This is a genomic window from Nocardioides xinjiangensis (assembly GCF_017916385.1).
Classification (GTDB): Bacteria; Actinomycetota; Actinomycetes; order Propionibacteriales; family Nocardioidaceae; genus Nocardioides; species Nocardioides xinjiangensis.
Genome location: NZ_JAFMSW010000001.1, coordinates 97,224 through 116,003 on the forward strand (window position 1 = coordinate 97,224; position 18,780 = coordinate 116,003).

An 18,780-nucleotide genomic window follows, 5' to 3' on the forward strand; every position below is an offset into this window, starting at 1 on the left:
AGCGTCGTGCTGTCCGGGTCAGCCCGGACGGTCAGCCGACCGCGCCTTCCATCTGCAGCTCGATGAGGCGGTTGAGCTCGAGGGCGTACTCCATCGGCAGCTCCTTGGCGATCGGCTCGACGAAGCCGCGCACGATCATCGCCATCGCCTCGTCCTCCTCCATGCCGCGCGACATGAGGTAGAAGAGCTGGTCGTCGGAGACCTTGGAGACGCTCGCCTCGTGACCCATCGACACGTCGTCCTCGCGGATGTCGACGTACGGGTAGGTGTCGCTGCGGCTGATCTGGTCGACGAGCAGCGCGTCGCACAGCACGTTGGACTTCGAGCCGTGGGCGCCCTCGTTGACCTGGATCAGGCCGCGGTACGACGTCCGGCCGCCGCCGCGGGCCACCGACTTGCTCAGGATCGAGCTCGAGGTGTGCGGCGCAGCGTGCACCATCTTGGCGCCGGCGTCCTGGTGCTGGCCCTCGCCGGCGAACGCGATCGAGAGCGTCTCGCCCTTGGCGTGCTCGCCCATGAGGTACACGGCGGGGTACTTCATGGTCACCTTGGAGCCGATGTTGCCGTCGACCCACTCCATGGTCGCCCCGGCCTCGCACGTCGCGCGCTTGGTGACGAGGTTGTAGACGTTGTTCGACCAGTTCTGGATGGTCGTGTAGCGCACGCGGGCGCCCTTCTTCACCACGATCTCCACGACCGCCGAGTGCAGCGAGTCGGAGGAGTAGATCGGCGCGGTGCAGCCCTCGACGTAGTGCACGTAGGAGTCCTCGTCGGCGATGATCAGCGTCCGCTCGAACTGGCCCATGTTCTCGGTGTTGATGCGGAAGTACGCCTGGAGCGGGATGTCGACGTGGACGCCCTTGGGGACGTAGATGAACGACCCGCCCGACCACACCGAGGTGTTGAGCGCGGCGAACTTGTTGTCACCGACCGGGATGACGGTGCCGAAGTACTCCTTGAAGAGCTCCTCGTGCTCCTTCAGCGCCGTGTCGGTGTCGACGAAGATGACGCCCTTCTCCTCGAGGTCCTCGCGGATCGAGTGGTAGACGACCTCCGACTCGTACTGCGCGGCGACACCGGCGACGAGGCGCTGCTTCTCCGCCTCCGGGATGCCGAGCTTGTCGTAGGTGTTCTTGATGTCCTCGGGGAGCTCCTCCCACGAGGTGGCCTGCTTCTCGCTGGAGCGGACGAAGTACTTGATGTTGTCGAAGTCGATCGCCGAGAGGTCGGAGCCCCACGTCGGCATCGGCTTGCGGTGGAAGAGCTTCAGGCCCTTCAGGCGCAGGTCGAGCATCCACTGCGGCTCGGACTTCTTCGCCGAGATGTCGCGCACGACCTCCTCGTTGAGGCCACGGGTCGCGGTGGCGCCGGCGTCGTCGCGGTCGGCCCAGCCGAACTCGTAGCGGCCGATGCCCTTGAGCTCGGGGTTGAGGTCTTCGATGCTCAGGTTCTGGGTCATGCCTGCTGCTCCTTCGGGTGCGGCTTGTGGGTCTGGGGGATGCACGTGGTGCAGACGCCGTCGCCGTGGGCGATGGTCGCCAGGCGCTGGACGTGGGTGCCGAGGACGGAGGCGATCGCCTCGGTCTCGGCCTCGCAGAGCTGGGGGAACTCGTGGGCGACGTGGGAGACCGGGCAGTGCTGCTGGCACAGCTGCTCGCCCACGACGGGCAGGTCGCGCACGGACGCGGCGTAGCCGTTCTGGGTGAACACCCGCGCCAGGGCCTCGGCGGGGGTCAGGTCGGGGTCGAGCGCCATCACCGCGGCGTAGTCGCGCTCGACGAAGGCGACGCGGCGCCGGGCGAACTCCACCACGGCGTCCTCGCCCTGCGTCTCGGCCAGGAACCGCATCGCCTGCACCGCCAGGTCGTCGTACTGCTGGTCGAAGCTGTCGCGGCCGGCCTGGGTCAGCGCGAACACCTTCGCCGGACGGCCCCGGCCCCGCGTGCCGTAGACCTTCTGCTCGCGCGACTCCACGACCCCCTCCACGGCGAGGTGGTCGAGGTGGCGGCGCACGGCGGCCGGCGTGAGCACGAGCCGACGCGCGAGCTCGGCGGCGGTCGAGGGACCGTTCTCGAGGATTGCGCGGGCCACGCGGTCACGCGTGGGCCCATCGCCCTCACGCTGTGCCGTCGACGTCCCCACGAATTCCACAACACCAGTGTGTCGTTATTGCTTCCCGTGGTTCAAGCAAGGGTCGCCTAAGTGACGCGGGCCACCGCGGTCCGCACCGGCACCGCCCTCGGCGGCCGGCCGACCTAGACTTCCGATCGTGCCACCCGCCTCCCCCGCCGTCGTCATCGACGGCCTGGTGATGGCGTACGGCGACAAGGTGGCGGTGGACGGCCTGTCGCTGGAGGTCGCCCGTGGCTCGGTGACGGCGGTGCTCGGTCCCAACGGCGCGGGCAAGACCACGACGCTCGAGACCTGCGAGGGCTACCGCGTCCCGCAGCGAGGCACCGTCCGGGTCCTGGGGCTGGACCCGCAGCGTGACCGCGCCGCGCTGCTCCCCCGCATCGGGGTCATGCTCCAGGCCGGCGGTGCGTGGAGCGGCGTGCGGGCCGTCGAGATGCTGGAGCACATGGCGGCTCTGCACGCCCATCCCCTCGACACGGCGATGCTGGTGGAGCGGCTCGGGCTGGGGGACTGCGGCAGGACGCCCTACCGCCGGCTCTCGGGCGGGCAGAAGCAGCGGCTCGGGCTCGCGATCGCGCTGGTCGGGCGCCCCGAGCTGGTGTTCGTCGACGAGCCGACGGCGGGCATGGACCCGCAGGCACGGCGCACGACGTGGGAGCTGCTCGAGGAGATCCGGGCGGACGGCGTGACGGTCGTGCTCACCACCCACCACATGGACGAGGCCGAGCACCTCGCGGACCGGATCCACATCATCGACCGCGGCAGCGTCATCGCCAGCGGCACGCCCGCGGAGCTCACCCGCGGCGGACGGGCGGCCACGATCCGGCTCGTGGTCAACCGGCCCTTCCCCGACGGGGCACCGGAGTCCCTGCGCGCCGAGCTCGGCGCCGGCACCGAGGTGCGCCAGCTCGACGAGGTCAGCATGCTGATCCACGGGCCCGCCGACGGCACCACGCTCGGCCGCGTCTCGCGGTGGTGCGAGGAGCACGACGTCCTGCCGCAGACGCTGAGCCTCGGCCAGCGCACCCTCGAGGACGTCTTCCTCGACCTGACCGGACGCGAGCTGGCCTCGTGAGCGGCCCCGCTGCGACCCGAGCGTTCTCCCCCGCACCGGGCGGCGCCCCGCTGGCGCGCATGGTGCTCGCGCAGTCACGCATGGAGGCGCGGCTGATGCTGCGCAACGGCGAGCAGCTGCTGCTCGCCATCGTCATCCCGGTGATCGTGCTGGTGGGCGGCGTCGCCGCCGCGGGACGCATCGGCATCGACCTCGACGGCCACCGGGCCGTCGACGTCCTCACCCCCGGCGTGCTGGCGCTCGCAGTCATGTCGACGGCCTTCACGTCCGTGGCGATCGCGACGGGGTTCGAGCGCCGCTACGGCGTCATCAAGCTGCTGGGATCGTCGCCGCTGCCCCGCCACGGGCTGCTGCTCGGCAAGGTGCTCGCCCTGCTCAACGTGGTCGCGCTCCAGCTCGTGGTGCTCGTCGTCGTCGGGCTGGTGCTCGGCTGGGAGCCGACCCTCGCGGCCCCGCCGCGCACCCTGGCCGGCGTGGTCCTGGCGGTCGCGCTCGGCACCGCCGCCTTCGCCGCCCTCGGCCTCTTCGTGGCGGGGGCGTTGCGCGCCGAGGCGACGCTCGCGCTGGCGAACCTCGTCTACCTCCTCCTCATGGCCGGCGGCGGCGTCGTGCTGCCCGTCGGCACGTACGGCGCGGCGGGCGGCCTCATCCAGTGGCTGCCCTCGGGAGCCCTCGGCGAGGCGATGCGCTCCGCGCTCGTCGACGCCGTCGTCGACAGCCGCTCGCTGCTCGTCCTCGCCGGCTGGGCGCTGCTCGGCACGGCGATGACGGCCCGGACCTTCAAGTGGGAATGATGTCCTCCGTGCTCGCCCGGCTCGCCCGGCACCTGTGGCCCCTCGCGGTCGCCAACCTCCTGGCCAACATCGGCATCGTCGTCACCGGCGCCGCGGTGCGGCTCACCGGGTCGGGACTCGGGTGTCCCACCTGGCCGCGCTGCACCGAGGCGTCGTACGTCGCCCACGCCGAGCTCGGCGTCTACGGTGCCATCGAGTTCGGCAACCGGCTGCTGACGTTCCTGCTGGCCGCGGTCGCCGTGCTGTGCTTCCTGGCCGCGCTCGGCGCCCGGCACCGGCGCGCCACCAGGCTCGCGCTCGTCGTCGGGCTCGGCATCCCGCTCCAGGCCGGCCTCGGCGGCATCACCGTCCTCACCGACCTCAACCCGTGGGTCGTCGCTGGCCACTTCCTGCTGTCGATGGCCATCGTCATGGTGTGCGTCGCCCTGGTCGACGAGCTGCGCAGCCCCGACCGCGGGCTGGCTCCGCGGCTCCCCCGGGCACTCGCCTGGGGCACGCTGGGCTGGGGATGGCTCGTGCTGTACCTCGGCACGGTGGTGACCGGCGCCGGTCCGCACGCCGGCGACGCCGACGCACGGCGCAACGGCCTCGACCCCGCCACCGTGTCGCAGGTGCACGCGGTGTCCGTCTACGTCCTGGTCGCGCTCACGGTCGCGCTGCTGGTGGTCGCCGTGCGCGGTGGGCACGGCTGGCTCGCCCGCGTGACCGGCCTCGTGCTGGTCATCGAGCTGGCGCAGGGCGTGCTCGGCTGGGTGCAGTACTGGCTGGACCTGCCGGTCGGTCTGGTGGCCCTGCACATGCTGGGCGCTGCCCTCCTGGCAGCGGGCCTCGCCCGGATCGCGCTCGCGGTGCTGCCCCACCGGGCGGACCGGGAGGCCCGGGCCGGCGGCGAGTCGCAGCCCCACGCTGCGACTCGCCTGCCCTAGCCCTCCGGGTCCACCTGTCGGCGCCGTGCGCCTAGCCCTCGACCTTGCGGGCGAACACCACGGTGCGCTTGGCGTAGTCGTCGGCCTTGCAGGCCAGCAGGACGATGCGCGCGGGCCCGGACACGGAGTAGAGCGAGCCGATCCGGCGCTGGGCCGGCCAGAACTCGCGCTTGGTGACCCGGAACCTGCACCCCGCGACCGTGATCAGGTCCCCGCGGCGGAGCTGGCCCCACCGGTCGGCGACACCATTGCCGGCCCGCCAGGCGTGACCGGCGTAGACGGTGCTGCCGGTCGGGTCGCACGGCGGGTCGCCCTTCGACCAGGTGTAGACCGCTCCACGGAGGCGGGAGCCGACCGCCAGCGTGTCGTTGCGGGCCGGCACCTCGATGACAGCGGCGTCGGTGCCCAGCGTGGGGATGCGCAGCCGGTCAGGGGCGGCGTGGGCTGCCACTCCCTGACCGGCCAGCACCGTCGCACCGAGCGCCACACCTGCGAGCAGGCGTGCGAGCACGGGGCGGCGCATCACATTCCGGTGTTGGGCGCGATCTCCGGGGCACTCGCGCAGGGCCGAGTGCTGAAGGTCATCCGCCACACCTGCTTGCCCTCGAGCCGGAAGGTCGCGTCGGCGGCGTAGGCACGGACGGTGATCGACCGGGTCGTCGCCCTGAGCCACCTGCCCTCGCGCAGGACCTTGCCGCGGGACTTGTAGATGACGCCGGAGCGCTCGGCGACCCTGAACCGGTCACCGCTGCGGCCGCACTTGTCGATCTTGCGCGCCTGCGCCCGCACCACCCGCACCTGCGCGGGCAGCACCTCCGGCGGAACGACCACCGGCGGGGTGAGCACCGGCGGATTGACGGGCGGGTTCACCGGCGGCGTCACGGGGCAGGGCACGTTGCTGTCGCTCGGCGGAGGCAAGGTGACCGTCGTCGTGCCCCCGGGGAACTGGTGGCCCGGGTTCGCGGTGATCGTGATGCTGCCGTTGCCGTTGATCACGTACGTCCACGGGCCCGACGGCACCGGGCCGTAGGTCGCGTTGTTCGGGCCGCACGGGTCGAGCACCGGCACGGTCGGCGGCTCGACGATCTTGACGTCGCACTTGTCGGTGAACTTGGCGACAGCGACACTGCCGGAGTTGGTCCTGGTGTAGCCGTTGTCCCACTTCGCCGTCAGCCTCAGGGTCAGCGGCTCGGTGGGCTTGGTCGTCACCGTCTCGGTGAACGTGCGCGTCTGGTGACCGCTCAGCGTCGTGCCGGCGGGCACGACGCCCCGGCTGGAGTACGTGATCGTCTCGCTGATCGGCTCGCTGTTGACGACGGTCCAGGTGACGGCCCACCCGCCGCCGTCCTTGCACGCCACGGAGCCCGTGATGGTGTTGTGGTGCGCGTTGGCGGCGCCCGCGATCCCGACGACCGCGAAGCCGACCGCCAGGACCAGCGTGATCACTCTCGACACGATGCGGTTCAGGGAGGACGTCCGTCCTGCGACCTGCCCCCGGGTCTCGTCGCCGAGACGGTGTTGCGGTGCTGATTTCATGCTGCCGAACCCCCACGTCCCTCGGGGGATGCCCACTGCCTCCCCATCCCGCGATTCAACGCCGTCCGGGAGGACCGAGCCCGGGAGGTTGCCTCAAGATGCTCTATGTATTCACCCGGTCGCCTGACGAATCCTTCGGGATGCGCTAGCGACCGAGCAGAGGATCCAGGGCAACAGCGACGAAAAGGAGGGAAAGGTAGAGGTTCGAGGCGTGGAACAGGCGCATCGGGTTGATCTCACCGAGCACGTCAGAGGCCTTCGTACGGCTCCACATGCGGTGCGCCTCGGCGAGGAAGACCGCACCCAGCACGGCCGCCGCCACCGGGTAGACGAGGCTCGTGCCGGCGACCGGCCACAGCACCAGGGAGGTCGCCACCATCACCCAGCTGTAGAGGACCACCTGACGCCCCACCTCCGCGGCGGGCTTGACCACCGGGAGCATGGGCACGTCGACGTTGCGGTAGTCCTCCCGGTAGCGCAGCGCCAGCGCCCACGTGTGGGGCGGGGTCCAGAAGAACACCACGAGGAACAGCACGACCGGCGTCCATGCCAGCTCGCCGGTGACGGCCGTCCAGCCGATCAGGGCCGGGAAGCAGCCGGCCAGCCCACCCCAGACGATGTTCTGGGTGGTGCGGCGCTTGAGCACCATGGTGTAGACGACGACGTAGAACGCGTTGGCCAGCACCGACAGCCCCGCCGACAGCCAGTTGACCCACAGGCCCAGCACGATTGTCGACAGCACGGCGAGCATCGTCGCGAACACGAGCGCGGAGGTCGGCGAGACGATGTGTCGCGGGAGCGCGCGGCGCCGCGTCCGACGCATCTGCTCGTCGATGTCGCGGTCATAGACGCAGTTGTAGGCCGAGGCGGAACCGGCCGAGAGCGCACCGCCCACGACCGTGGCGGCGACCAGTCCCAGGGCCGGGATGCCCCGCTCGGCGAAGAACATCACCGGCACCGTGGTCAGCAGCAGCAGCTCGATCACGCGCGGCTTGGTGAGGCCGACGTACGCCGCGACGACGTCCCGCCAGGTCTTCGGCCCCTCGACCGCACCCTCGTCACCGGTCGACTGCCGGTCGGACGCGGCAGCGTGCGGGCCGGCGTGGGACACGTGGAAACCTCGGGTGGCGGAGCGGATGGGACGCGAGCGGGTGGGAACCGGAGGACATGAGCAGCCGGATTTCCGGCGTCCGGGACGACCCTCGGGCGTTGTCGAGTCTACTCGGCGACGGCGCTAGGCTCGCAGTCGAGGCCACCGACGCGCACCTGTGATCCTGGCTGCACCGCACCTGTGCTCCACCGGCGCTGCCTGGCACTCCTGGCTGCACCCCACCTGCATGACGTCCGAGAGGAACTGCGTTGACCGACAACCCCGCCCTGCCCGCCACGCTCGAGTGGGACGACGTCGACCGCCGGGCGGTCGACACGGCCAGGGTCCTGGCGATGGACGCGGTCCAGAAGGTCGGCAACGGCCACCCTGGCACGGCCATGAGCCTGGCGCCGGCCGCCTACCTGCTGTTCCAGAAGGTCATGCGGCACAACCCGGCGGACCCGCACTGGACCGGTCGGGACCGGTTCGTCCTCTCGGCCGGGCACAGCTCGATCACGCTCTACACCCAGCTGTTCCTCGGCGGCTTCGGCCTCGAGGTCGAGGACCTCCGCTCGCTGCGCACGTGGGGCAGCAAGACACCCGGTCACCCCGAGCACGGCCACACGGCCGGCGTCGAGACCACGACCGGCCCGCTCGGACAGGGCGTCGCCAACGCCGTCGGCATGGCCATGGCGGCCCGTCGCGAGCGCGGCCTGCTCGACCCCGACACCGCCGAGGCCGACTCCCCGTTCACCCACCACGTCTACGCCATCTGCTCCGACGGCGACCTCGAGGAGGGCGTCAGCGCCGAGGCCTCGTCGCTCGCGGGCACGCAGCAGCTCGGCAACCTGACGATGATCTACGACGCCAACCAGATCTCCATCGAGGGCGACACCGACGTCGCCTTCACCGAGGACGTCGGTGCGCGCTACGAGGCCTACGGCTGGCACGTGCAGCACGTCGACTGGACCAATGGGGGCAGCGACTACGTCGAGGACGTCCCCGAGCTCTACGCCGCAGTCCGCGCCGCGGCCGAGGTCACCGACCGCCCCAGCCTGATCGTCCTCCACACGGTCATCGCCTGGCCGGCACCCAACGCCCAGGGCACGGGCAAGTCCCACGGCTCCGCGCTCGGCGCCGAGGAGGTCGCGGCCACCAAGCAGATCCTCGGGTTCGACCCGGAGCAGCACTTCGAGGTGCCCGACGAGGTCATCACCCGCACCCGGTCGCTGGTCGAGCGCGGGAAGGAGGCCCAGGCGGCCTGGCAGGAGCGCTTCGAGGCGTGGCAGGCCGCCGCCCCGGCCGACGTGCTGGCGACCTTCGAGCGCATGCAGACGCGGGCGCTCCCCGAGGGGCTGGCCGAGGCGCTGCCGACGTTCGAGGCGGACCCGAAGGGCGTCGCCACGCGCAAGGCCTCCGGCGCGGTGATCAACGCCGTCGCCGGCATCATGCCCGAGCTGTGGGGCGGCTCCGCCGACCTGGCCGAGTCCAACAACACCACCATCGAGGACGCCCCGTCCTTCATCCCCGCGAGCCGGTCGACCGACCAGTGGACCGGCGACCCGCTCGCCGGGCGCGTGCTCCACTTCGGCATCCGCGAGCACGGCATGGGCGGCATCCTCAACGGCATCGCGCTCCACGGCGGCACCCGGGTCTTCGGCGGCACGTTCCTCACGTTCTCCGACTACATGCGCGGCTCGGTGCGGCTCGCCGCGCTCATGGGGCTCCCGGTCACCTACGTGTGGACGCACGACTCCATCGGGCTCGGCGAGGACGGCCCGACCCACCAGCCGATCGAGCACCTCGCTGCCCTGCGCGCGATCCCGGGCCTCGACGTCGTGCGACCCGCGGACGCCAACGAGACCGCCGCTGCGTGGCACGCGGTGCTCCGGCGCACCGACCGCCCGGCCGGCATCGCCCTGACCCGCCAGAACGTCCCGGTCTTCCCCCGCGGGAAGGACCCCGAGACCGGTGAGCACTGGAGCGACACCTCCAACGTGCACCGCGGCGGCTACGTCCTCCTCGACGTCGACGGCGGCGACCCCGACGTGATCTTGATGGGCACCGGCTCGGAGGTGCAGGTGGCGGTCGCGGCCCGCGACCTGCTCGCCGCCGACGGCATCCGCGCCCGCGTGGTGTCGCTGCCCTGCCTGGAGTGGTTCGAGGAGCAGGAGGAGGCCTACCGGGAGACGGTGCTGCCGCCGGCGGTCAAGGCCCGCGTGTCCGTCGAGGCCGGCGTGAAGCTGGGCTGGCGCGAGTACGTCGGCGACCACGGCCGCATCGTGTCCATCGACCACTACGGGGCCTCGGCCGACTACGCCCGGATCTACCAGGAGTTCGACATCACCGGCGAGGCGGTGGCCAACGCCGCCCGCGACAGCCTGCGGACGCTCACCGACTGAGCCCCTCCGCGGCCCGACCGACCCACCCCCAGGAGGCACACATGTCCGACCGTCTCAAGGCCCTGGCTGACGCCGGGGTGTCCATCTGGCTCGACGACCTGTCCCGCGAGCGGCTCGAGACCGGCAACCTCGCCGACCTGGTGCGGGACAAGCACGTCGTCGGGGTGACCTCCAACCCGGCGATCTTCCAGTCGGCGCTGGCCGACGGCGAGCGCTACGACGCGCAGGTGCGCCAGCTCGCCGCCGAGGGCGCCGACGTCGACCGGGCGACGCTGGTCATCACCACCGACGACGTCCGCGAGGCGTGCAAGGTCATGCGCCCGGTGTTCGACGCGACCGACGGCGTCGACGGCCGCGTGTCGATCGAGGTCTCCCCCGGCCTGGCCCACGACACCGCCGAGACGGTGAAGGAGGCGGCGATCCTCCACGAGACCGTCGGCGAGCCCAACGTGATGATCAAGATCCCCGGCACCAAGGAGGGGTGGCCCGCCATCACCGAGACCCTCGCCGCCGGCATCTCGGTCAACGTCACGCTGATCTTCGGCCTCGAGCAGTACCGCAACGTCATGGAGGCCTACGTGACCGGGCTCGAGCGGGCCGCCGACAACGGCCACGACCTCGCCGGCATCCACTCCGTCGCCTCCTTCTTCGTCTCCCGCGTCGACACCGAGATCGACAAGCGCCTCGAGGCGGTCAGCGAGGGCCCGGGCACCGACCCCTCGCTGCGGGGCAAGGCCGGCGTCGCCAACGCCCGGCTGGCGTTCCAGATGTACGAGGAGTTCTTCACCGGCGAGCGCTGGGAGGCGCTGGCCGCCAAGGGCGCCCGCAAGCAGCGCCCGCTGTGGGCCTCGACCGGCGTCAAGAACCCCGACTACGACGACACGATGTACGTCGTCGACCTCGTCGTCGAGGGCACGGTCAACACGATGCCCGAGAAGACCCTGGACGCCGTCGCCGACCACGGCGAGGTGCGCGGCGACCGGGTGCGGCCCTTCTACGACGACGCCCACGCCCACATGCACGCGCTCGCCGAGGCGGGGATCGACTACGACGACGTGATCGAGGCCCTCATCAAGGAAGGTGTCGACAAGTTCGTCACCGCCTGGGACGAGCTGCAGTCGACGCTGTCGGCGTCCCTCGACTCCGCCCGCGCATGAGCACCGGGCCCGTCGACCCGACCACCACGACGGCCTGGACGCGGCTGGCGGGGCTCGCAGCGGCCCCCCGGCCGGACCTGCGCTCCACCCTGACCCCGGCCTGGGTCGAGCAGCAGACCCTGGTCGCCGCCGACCTCCACGTCGACCTGTCGAAGAACCTGTTCGACGACGAGGTGGAGGCGGCGCTGCTCGCGCTCGCCGAGGAGGTCGACCTCCACGGCCGCCGACGGGCGATGTTCGCCGGGGAGCACATCAACGTCACCGAGGACCGGGCGGTGCTCCACACCGCGCTCCGGCTCCCGGCCGGCGCGTCGCTGGTCGTCGACGGCCACGACGTCGTCCCGGAGGTGCACGACGTGCTCGCCCGCGCGTACGACTTCGCCGAGCGGGTGCGCTCCGGTGACTGGACGGGCGCCACCGGCAGGCGCATCGCCACGGTGGTCAACATCGGGATCGGCGGCTCGGACCTCGGGCCTGTGATGGCCTACGAGGCGCTCGAGCCCTACCGGCAGGAAGGGCTCAGCTGCCGGTTCATCAGCAACATCGACCCGACCGACGCCGGGCAGGAGCTGAAGGGCCTCGATCCCGAGACCACGCTCTTCATCGTCTCGAGCAAGACCTTCGGGACCCTGGAGACGCTCACCAACGCGCGGCTGTGCAAGGCGTGGCTGCTCGAGCGGCTGCCCGCCGGCACCGACCCGTCCGCCGCGGTGGCGCAGCACTTCGTCGCCGTCTCCACCGCGCTCGACAAGGTCGCCGACTTCGGCATCGACCCCGACAACGCGTTCGGGTTCTGGGACTGGGTGGGCGGCCGCTACTCGATGGACTCCGCGATCGGGCTCTCGCTCATGGTCGCGGTCGGACCCGAGCGGTTCACCGAGATGCTGGCCGGCTTCCACGCCATGGACGAGCACTTCCGCACCGCCCCCGACACGGCCAACGTGCCGCTCAAGATGGGCCTGCTCAACGTCTGGTACACCAACTTCCTCGGCGCCCACACCCATGCCGTCCTCCCCTACGCCCAGTTCCTCCACCGCTTCCCCGCCTACCTCCAGCAGCTCACGATGGAGTCCAACGGCAAGGGCGTGCGCTGGGACGGCGAGGCGGTCGGCTACGACACCGGGGAGGTGTTCTGGGGCGAGCCCGGCACCAACGGCCAGCACGCCTTCTACCAGCTCATCCACCAGGGCACCCGGCTCGTGCCGGCCGACTTCATCGCCTTCGCGCGGCCGTCGTACGCCCTCACCGACGGTGACACCGACGTCCACGAGTTGTTCCTGGCGAACTTCCTCGCCCAGACCAAGGCGCTGGCCTTCGGCAGGACGGCGGACGAGGTGCGTGCCGAGGGCGTGGCCGAGGACCTCGTGTCCGCGCGGACCTTCCCCGGCAACCGGCCGACGACCTCGATCATGGCCCCCGAGCTCACGCCGGGCGTGCTGGGTCAGCTGGTGGCGCTCTACGAGCACATCACGTTCGTCGAGGGCGCGGTCTGGGGCATCGACAGCTTCGACCAGTGGGGCGTCGAGCTCGGCAAGCAGCTCGCCCAGGAGCTGCGGCCGGCCGTCGCCGGCGACGCGGAGGTCGCTGCCGAGCAGGACCCCTCCACCCAGTCCCTCATCCGCTACTACCAGGAGAACCGAGGCCGATGAGTCCCGCCAACCCCCTCCGCGACCCGCAGGACCGGCGGCTCCCGCGCATCGCCGGTCCCTGCGGCATGGTGCTGTTCGGCGTCACCGGGGACCTGTCGCGCAAGAAGGTCATGCCGGCGATCTACGACCTCGCGAACCGCGGGCTGCTGCCCCCGGGCTTCAGCCTGGTCGGGTTCGCCCGTCGCGACTGGGAGGACCAGGACTTCGCGCAGATCGTGCACGACGCGGTCAAGGAGCACGCGCGCACGCCGTTCCGCGAGGAGGTCTGGAAGCAGCTGTCCGAGGGCTTCCGCTTCGTGTCGGGCAACTTCGACGACGACGAGGCGTTCGACCAGCTGCGCCGCACCGTGCAGGAGCTCGACGAGCTGCGCGGCACCGGCGGCAACATGGCGTTCTACCTGGCGATTCCCCCGGCGTTCTTCGGCACCGTGGTGGGACAGCTCAAGGAGCACGGCCTCGCCGACCCGGGTCCCGAGCAGTGGCGCCGCGTCGTGGTCGAGAAGCCGTTCGGCCACGACCTGGAGTCCGCGCGCGAGCTCAACGAGACGCTCGCCGGGGTGTTCCCGTCCGGGTCGGTGTTCCGCATCGACCACTACCTCGGCAAGGAGACGGTGCAGAACATCCTGGCGATGCGCTTCGCCAACAACATGTTCGAGCCGATCTGGAACGCCAACTACGTCGACCACGTGCAGATCACCATGGCCGAGGACATCGGCATCGGCGGCCGCGCCGGCTACTACGACGGGATCGGCGCCGCCCGTGACGTCATCCAGAACCACCTGCTCCAACTGATGGCCCTCGTCGCGATGGAGGAGCCGGTGGCCTTCGACGCGGAGAGCCTCCGGCTGGAGAAGCAGAAGGTGCTCGCCTCGGCCCAGCTGCCGGCGCGGCTCGACACCACCACGGCGCGCGGGCAGTACACCGCCGGCTGGGCCGGGGGCGAGAAGGTCATCGGCTTCACCGACGAGGAGGGCATCGCCAAGGACTCGGCGACCGAGACGTTCGCCGCGATCACCGTGCACGTGGAGACCCGGCGGTGGGCGGGCGTGCCGTTCTACCTGCGCACCGGCAAGCGGCTCGGCAGGCGGGTGACCGAGGTGGCCGTGGTCTTCAAGCGCGCTCCGCACCTGCCGTTCACCTCGACCGCCACCGAGGACCTCACGCAGAACGCCCTCGTCATCAGGGTGCAGCCCGACGAGGGCCTGACGATGCGGTTCGGCTCCAAGGTGCCCGGGACGGCGATGGAGATCCGCGACGTCAACATGGACTTCGCCTACGGCGGCTCGTTCACCGAGGCGAGCGCCGAGGCCTACGAGCGGCTGATCCTCGACGTGCTGCTCGGCGACCCGCCCCTGTTCCCGCGCCACGAGGAGGTCGAGCTGTCCTGGAAGCTGCTCGACCCGGTCATCGCCCACTGGGAGAAGGACGGCCGGCCCGAGCCGTACGAGTCCGGCACATGGGGACCCGAGTCCGCCGTGGCGATGCTCGCCCGCGACGGGCGTACGTGGAGGAGGCCCTGACATGACCCCGCCCCACGCTGCTCCTCGCCTCCCCCGCTCCGCTCCTCCGCCGAACACCACCGAGGGGACCCCGAGATGATCGAGCTCACCGACACCAACGCCTCGAAGATCGCCGCGGAGTTCGTCCGGGCGCGCACCCGCGCCGGGAGCCCGGCCATGGGGATGGTGATGACGCTGATCATCGTCGCCCCCGAGGAGGACGCCGAGGAGGCGATGTTCGCGGCGAAGCGTGCCTCCCGCGAGCACCCGTCCCGCGTGCTCGGCGTGATCCTGGGCGAGACGCGCGGCGCCGCTCGCGTCAGTGCGCAGGTGGGCAGCGGGGACGGATGGGGCGGCGAGACCGCGCTGATCCGCCTCGAGGGCGAGGTCGTCGACCACGCGGAGTCCGTCGTGCTGCCCCTGCTGCTCCCCGACTCCCCCGTCGCCATCTGGTGGCCCACGACGGCGCCGGCCGACCCTGCGGCCGACTCCCTGGGCGCGCTGGCCCAGCGCCGCATCACCGACTCCGCCGCCGCCTCGCAGCGCAAGAGCACCGCGATGCTGCACCAGTGCCGCGCCTACGCCCCCGGGAACACCGACCTGAGCTGGACGCGGCTGACGCCGTGGCGCGCGCTCCTCGCCGCCGCGCTCGACCAGCACCCCCTCCACGTCACCGGCGCCAAGGTCACGGCCGAGCGGGTGAGCCCCAGCGCCGACCTGCTCGTCGCCTGGCTGACCGACCGGCTGGAGGTCGAGGTCGACCGCGGGCACTCCGACGGGCCCGGCATCACCGAGGTCAGCATGGACACCGAGGAGGGGCCGATCCGCATCTCCCGTGCCGACGGCCGGCTGGCGACGTTCTCCTCCCCCCACCGCCCCGACCGTCCGGTGGCGCTCAAGCGTCGCGAGGTCCCGGCCCTACTGGCCGAGGAGCTGCGGCGGCTCGACGAGGACGACGTCTACGCGGCCACGGCACGGCGCCTGGTCGAGCTGCGGGGGAACAAGTGAGCGGCGCCCCCGAGGTCCGGCGGCACCAGGACGCGGACGTCCTCGTCGGCGACGTGGCGTCCGCGCTCCTCGAGCGGCTCGAGGCGGCCCAGGGCCGTGGCGAGGTGCCCCACGTCGGCCTCACCGGCGGAACGATCGCCGAGGCGCTGCACCGCGAGCTGGCACGCCGCGCGCCGGACTCGTCCGTGGACTGGTCGCGCGTGGTGTTCTGGTGGGGCGACGAGCGCTTCGTGCCCGCCGGCTCGCCCGACCGCAACGCCGGTCAAGCGCGGGAGGCACTGCTCGACCACGTCCCCGTCGACCCGGCCAACGTCCACGAGGTGCCCGCGAGCGACCAGGTGGCGACGGCCGAGGACGCCGCAGCCGCCTACGACGCCGCCTTGCGCGAGCACGGTGCCGGCTCCTTCGAGGTGATGATGCTCGGCATCGGCCCCGACGGTCACTGCGCCTCGCTCTTCCCGGGGCACCCGGCGCTCGAGGTCCGCGACGCCGTCGCGGTCGCCGTCCACGACTCGCCGAAGCCGCCCCCGGACCGCGTCTCGCTCACGTTCGAGGCGATCGCACGATCGCGCTCGGTGTGGTTCATCGCGAGCGGCGCCGGCAAGGCCGAGGCGGTCGCGCGGGCGCTCGCGGAGGACGGTTCGGTCACCGAGACCCCGGCGCGCGGCGCGCGGGGCGAGGAGACCGTCTGGTGGCTCGACGAGGACGCCGCCTCCCGTCTGTGACGCCCGAGTGGGCGCGGGCGTCCCCTCCCGAACCGCCGAGTGGGCGCGAGGGTCCCGCCCGGGCGCCCCGAGTGGGCGCGAACGTCCCGCGCGAGCGCTCGAGTCGGCGCGAATATCCCGCCTGAGCGCACCGAGTCGGCGCGAACGTCGCGTCTGAGCGCACCGAGTCGGCGCGAACGTCCCGGCCTGTCCACAGGCAGTGACGGACCGGAGTGCCCGGCTTCCCCCGCGGGCAGGGATGTCGTCATGAACCTGCGCGCGTGGCTCGAGCTGCCGTACCTCGACGACAGCTTCCCTCTCCCGTTGGACGGTCCCTTCACCACGCGATCGGCGCTGGACGCCGGGCTCCCGCGGAAGTGGCTACCTGCGCTGACCGGCGCCGGGCTCCTCCGCAACCCGATCCGCAACTGCTTCGTCCCTGCCCAGCTGGCGGACGACATCGCCACGCGGATCGCCGTCCTTCGCCTGGTGGTGCCGCCTGACGCCGTGCTGGTCGACCGGCACGCCGGATGGGCGCACGGCGCCGACATGCTGCTGCTCCCGAACGAGCACCTCGGCACCCAGCCCATCGCCATGTACCTCCCGGACGGGCGGGGACGGCTGCGCAACAAGCTGGTCGCGAGCGGTCAGCGTACGTTCCGCGACGAGGACCTCGTCGTCGTACGAGGCGTCCGGATGACGACGCCGCTGCGGACGGCGCTCGACCTCGGCCGGCAGCGATGGCCGGAGCCCGCGCTCACCGCGCTGGATGCGCTCCACCGGCTCGGCACGTTCACCGTCCCCGAGCTCGTGCACGCCGTCGATCGCTTCGCCGGCATGCGGTGGGTCACCACGCTGCGTACGGTCGCTCCGCACACGGACGGCCGCTCGCAGTCCGGCGGCGAGACGGTCGTGCGATGGCGGTGGAAGCAACTGCCCGTGCCACCGCCCGAGCCGCAGGTCGAGGTGCGCTCAGGGACCAACGTCGCCCTCATCGACGTGGGCAACGAGGAGATCAGGTTCGGTGTCGAGTTCCAGGGGCGCGAGTGGCACACCGGAGCACGAGCCGAAGCGCGGGACGAGAAGCGCCTGCGTTGGCTCGACCGCGACGCCGGCTGGGAGATCGCTCCGGTCTGGACCCCGGACGTCTACGCGCGCAACTCGACGCTCGACGACATCATCCTGGCGGGCGTACGTCGAGCACGGGACCGGCGGTGACGCGCGGGACACTCGCGACCACTCGGCGCCCTACTGCGGGACACTCGCACCCACCCGGCCCCCTAGCGCGGGACACGCGCGCCCACTCGGCGCCCTAGCGCGGGACACCCGCGCCCACTCGCGCGGGCGGGCGGGCGGTCAGAAGATGATCTCGCCGGCCTTGCGGCGGCTGCGCAGCAGCGCGACGGCCTCGTCGAGGATGTCGGCCGCCTCGGTCTCGCTGCGCCGCTCCTTCACGTAGGCGAGGTGCGTCTTGTAGGGCTCGATCTTCGGCGCCGGCGGCGGGTTCTCGCTGTCCAGGCTGGCCGGCAGACCGCACTTGGGGCAGTCCCACGACTCGGGCACGGCCGCCTCGATCGCGAAGGTCACGACCGAGCGGTGGTCGTGACTGCAGAAGTAGGTGACGGTCTGCCGCGGAGCGGCCTCGCCGCGCTCGGCCTCGCCCATGGGACCGGCCCCGACCCGGCTGCCCCGGATTGCGTTTCCTCCACCACCAGCCACGAGGGACTCCTTCGGTCGAACTTCAGAGGGGGGTCAGTTGCCCTGGTAGGCCATGAGCAGGCCCAGGGCGACGATGCAGGCGAACCAGATGACGCCGATGCCGATCGTGAACCGGTCGAGGTTGCGCTCCGCCACCGACGATCCCCCCAGGCTGCTCGAGACACCACCGCCGAACATGTCGGACAGGCCGCCTCCGCGGCCCTTGTGCAGCAGGACCAGCAGGATCATGATCGCGCTCGATGCGACGAGCAGGATGGTGAAGAGCAGAATCACGAGCGGAAGCCTACGTCACGTCGCCCGCGGATCGGCGAGCGCCTCACAGCACGGGCATGTCGTAGAACCGGCAGATGCCGCCGAACTCGTCGACCTGCAGGCTGGCGCCCCCGACGAGGCACCCGTCGACGTCCGGCTTCTCCATGATCCCGCCGACGTTCGCGGCCTTGACGGACCCGCCGTAGAGGATGCGGAGGCCGTCCGCGGCCGCGTCGCCGTGGACCTCGCGGACCCGCGCGCGGATGGCCGCACAGACCTCCTGCGCGTCGTCGGGGGTGGCCACCTCGCCGGTGCCGATGGCCCACACGGGCTCGTAGGCCACGACCAGGCCGGCGACCTGCTCGGCGGTGAACCCGTCGAGCGAGCCGTCCACCTGGGTCAGCGTGAACGGGACGTGCTCCCCGGCCTGGCGTACGTCGAGTCCCTCGCCGACGCACACGATCGGGGTCATCCCGGCGTGCAGCGCCTTGTGGGCCTTGGCGTTGACCAGCTCGTCGCTCTCGTTGTGGTACATCCGGCGCTCGGAGTGCCCGACCACGACGTAGGAGCAGCCCAGCTTGGCCAGCATCGCCGCCGAGATCTCGCCGGTGTACGCGCCCTCGTCGTGCACGGAGACGTCCTGCGCGCCGTAGCGGATCGCGAGGCGGTCGCCGTCGACGAGCGTCTGCACCGAGCGGATGTCGGTGAACGGCGGCACCACGACGACCTCGACCTTGCCGTAGTCGTGCCGCTTGTCCGACAACGTCCACGCGAGCTTCTGGACCAGCACCACCGCTTCCTGGTGGTTGAGGTTCATCTTCCAGTTGCCCGCCATC

The 18,780-nt window shown here is 71.7% G+C and carries 18 protein-coding genes; 10 read left to right on the forward strand and 8 right to left on the reverse strand.

Annotation, left to right across the window (positions count from 1 at the left end):
- Positions 1–31 precede the first annotated feature (31 nt).
- Positions 32–1,459 carry a Fe-S cluster assembly protein SufB gene (sufB, locus tag J3P32_RS00515; protein WP_210437615.1) on the reverse strand — a complete coding sequence of 476 codons (1,428 nt, stop codon included), beginning with the start codon at positions 1,457–1,459 and terminating at the stop codon, positions 32–34.
- A complete protein-coding gene (locus tag J3P32_RS00520; protein WP_307807617.1) occupies positions 1,456–2,091 on the reverse strand; it encodes a helix-turn-helix transcriptional regulator in 636 nt (211 codons plus the stop codon). Before J3P32_RS00520 ends, sufB begins: the two co-directional genes overlap by 4 nt.
- 178 nt (positions 2,092–2,269) lie before the next feature.
- Here J3P32_RS00520 and J3P32_RS00525 point away from each other — a divergent pair, with 178 nt between their 5' ends.
- Genes J3P32_RS00525 through J3P32_RS00535 form a run of 3 tightly spaced genes read left to right on the forward strand, consistent with a single transcriptional unit; the run spans position 2,270 to position 4,928 of the window.
- Complete coding sequence (locus tag J3P32_RS00525; RefSeq protein ID WP_307807618.1) at positions 2,270–3,208, forward strand: ABC transporter ATP-binding protein; 939 nt, start codon at positions 2,270–2,272, stop codon at positions 3,206–3,208.
- Positions 3,205–4,002 (forward strand): ABC transporter permease, encoded by a 798-nt coding sequence (locus tag J3P32_RS00530; RefSeq protein ID WP_307807619.1) that lies wholly within the window; start codon positions 3,205–3,207, stop codon positions 4,000–4,002. Before J3P32_RS00525 ends, J3P32_RS00530 begins: the two co-directional genes overlap by 4 nt.
- Positions 4,002–4,928 carry a COX15/CtaA family protein gene (locus J3P32_RS00535; protein ID WP_246849841.1) on the forward strand — a complete coding sequence of 309 codons (927 nt, stop codon included), beginning with the start codon at positions 4,002–4,004 and terminating at the stop codon, positions 4,926–4,928. Before J3P32_RS00530 ends, J3P32_RS00535 begins: the two co-directional genes overlap by 1 nt.
- Before the next feature lie 31 nt (positions 4,929–4,959).
- Here the strand turns inward: J3P32_RS00535 and J3P32_RS00540 are convergent, their stop codons facing one another.
- The 3 genes from J3P32_RS00540 to J3P32_RS00550 form a co-directional block, all read right to left on the reverse strand.
- Complete coding sequence (locus J3P32_RS00540) at positions 4,960–5,439, reverse strand: class F sortase (RefSeq protein WP_210437619.1); 480 nt, start codon at positions 5,437–5,439, stop codon at positions 4,960–4,962.
- Positions 5,440–5,450: 11 nt separating this feature from the next.
- Entirely contained in the window at positions 5,451–6,374 is a 924-nt protein-coding gene (locus J3P32_RS00545; protein ID WP_210437621.1) for a hypothetical protein, read from the reverse strand.
- A 235-nt stretch (positions 6,375–6,609) separates the two neighbouring features.
- Positions 6,610–7,575 carry a heme o synthase gene (locus J3P32_RS00550; protein ID WP_210437623.1) on the reverse strand — a complete coding sequence of 322 codons (966 nt, stop codon included), beginning with the start codon at positions 7,573–7,575 and terminating at the stop codon, positions 6,610–6,612.
- Between the two features lie 266 nt (positions 7,576–7,841).
- Between J3P32_RS00550 and tkt the strand changes: the two genes are divergently transcribed.
- The 7 genes from tkt (at position 7,842) to J3P32_RS00585 (ending at position 17,191) form a co-directional block, all read left to right on the forward strand.
- On the forward strand, positions 7,842–9,956 hold the full coding sequence (gene tkt, locus J3P32_RS00555) for a transketolase (RefSeq protein WP_246850185.1): 2,115 nt from the start codon (positions 7,842–7,844) through the stop codon (positions 9,954–9,956).
- A 41-nt stretch (positions 9,957–9,997) separates the two neighbouring features.
- On the forward strand, positions 9,998–11,113 hold the full coding sequence (gene tal / locus J3P32_RS00560) for a transaldolase (protein WP_210437627.1): 1,116 nt from the start codon (positions 9,998–10,000) through the stop codon (positions 11,111–11,113).
- Positions 11,110–12,762, forward strand: coding sequence for a glucose-6-phosphate isomerase (gene pgi / locus J3P32_RS00565; RefSeq protein ID WP_210437629.1), 1,653 nt, complete (start codon positions 11,110–11,112; stop codon positions 12,760–12,762). The genes tal and pgi overlap by 4 nt, the downstream gene beginning before the upstream one ends.
- A complete protein-coding gene (gene zwf / locus J3P32_RS00570; protein ID WP_210437631.1) occupies positions 12,759–14,282 on the forward strand; it encodes a glucose-6-phosphate dehydrogenase in 1,524 nt (507 codons plus the stop codon). Before pgi ends, zwf begins: the two co-directional genes overlap by 4 nt.
- A 75-nt stretch (positions 14,283–14,357) precedes the next feature.
- Positions 14,358–15,269: a glucose-6-phosphate dehydrogenase assembly protein OpcA gene (locus J3P32_RS00575; protein WP_210437633.1), complete on the forward strand. Its 912-nt coding sequence runs from the start codon at positions 14,358–14,360 to the stop codon at positions 15,267–15,269.
- Positions 15,266–15,994 (forward strand): 6-phosphogluconolactonase, encoded by a 729-nt coding sequence (gene pgl / locus J3P32_RS00580; protein WP_210437645.1) that lies wholly within the window; start codon positions 15,266–15,268, stop codon positions 15,992–15,994. Before J3P32_RS00575 ends, pgl begins: the two co-directional genes overlap by 4 nt.
- A gap of 246 nt (positions 15,995–16,240) precedes the next feature.
- The gene (locus J3P32_RS00585; RefSeq protein WP_210437647.1) at positions 16,241–17,191 is read left to right on the forward strand and encodes a hypothetical protein; all 951 of its coding nucleotides are present in this window, start codon (positions 16,241–16,243) and stop codon (positions 17,189–17,191) included.
- 138 nt (positions 17,192–17,329) lie between these two features.
- On the opposite strand, the gene J3P32_RS00590 is transcribed toward J3P32_RS00585, so the two are convergent.
- The 3 genes from J3P32_RS00590 to tpiA are packed head-to-tail and all read right to left on the reverse strand — an operon-like array spanning position 17,330 to position 18,779.
- Complete coding sequence (locus J3P32_RS00590) at positions 17,330–17,692, reverse strand: RNA polymerase-binding protein RbpA (protein WP_210437648.1); 363 nt, start codon at positions 17,690–17,692, stop codon at positions 17,330–17,332.
- 33 nt (positions 17,693–17,725) lie between these two features.
- On the reverse strand, positions 17,726–17,965 hold the full coding sequence (secG, locus tag J3P32_RS00595) for a preprotein translocase subunit SecG (protein WP_210437649.1): 240 nt from the start codon (positions 17,963–17,965) through the stop codon (positions 17,726–17,728).
- Positions 17,966–18,008: 43 nt separating this feature from the next.
- Positions 18,009–18,779 carry a triose-phosphate isomerase gene (gene tpiA / locus J3P32_RS00600; protein ID WP_210440564.1) on the reverse strand — a complete coding sequence of 257 codons (771 nt, stop codon included), beginning with the start codon at positions 18,777–18,779 and terminating at the stop codon, positions 18,009–18,011.
- Position 18,780: the final 1 nt, after the last annotated feature.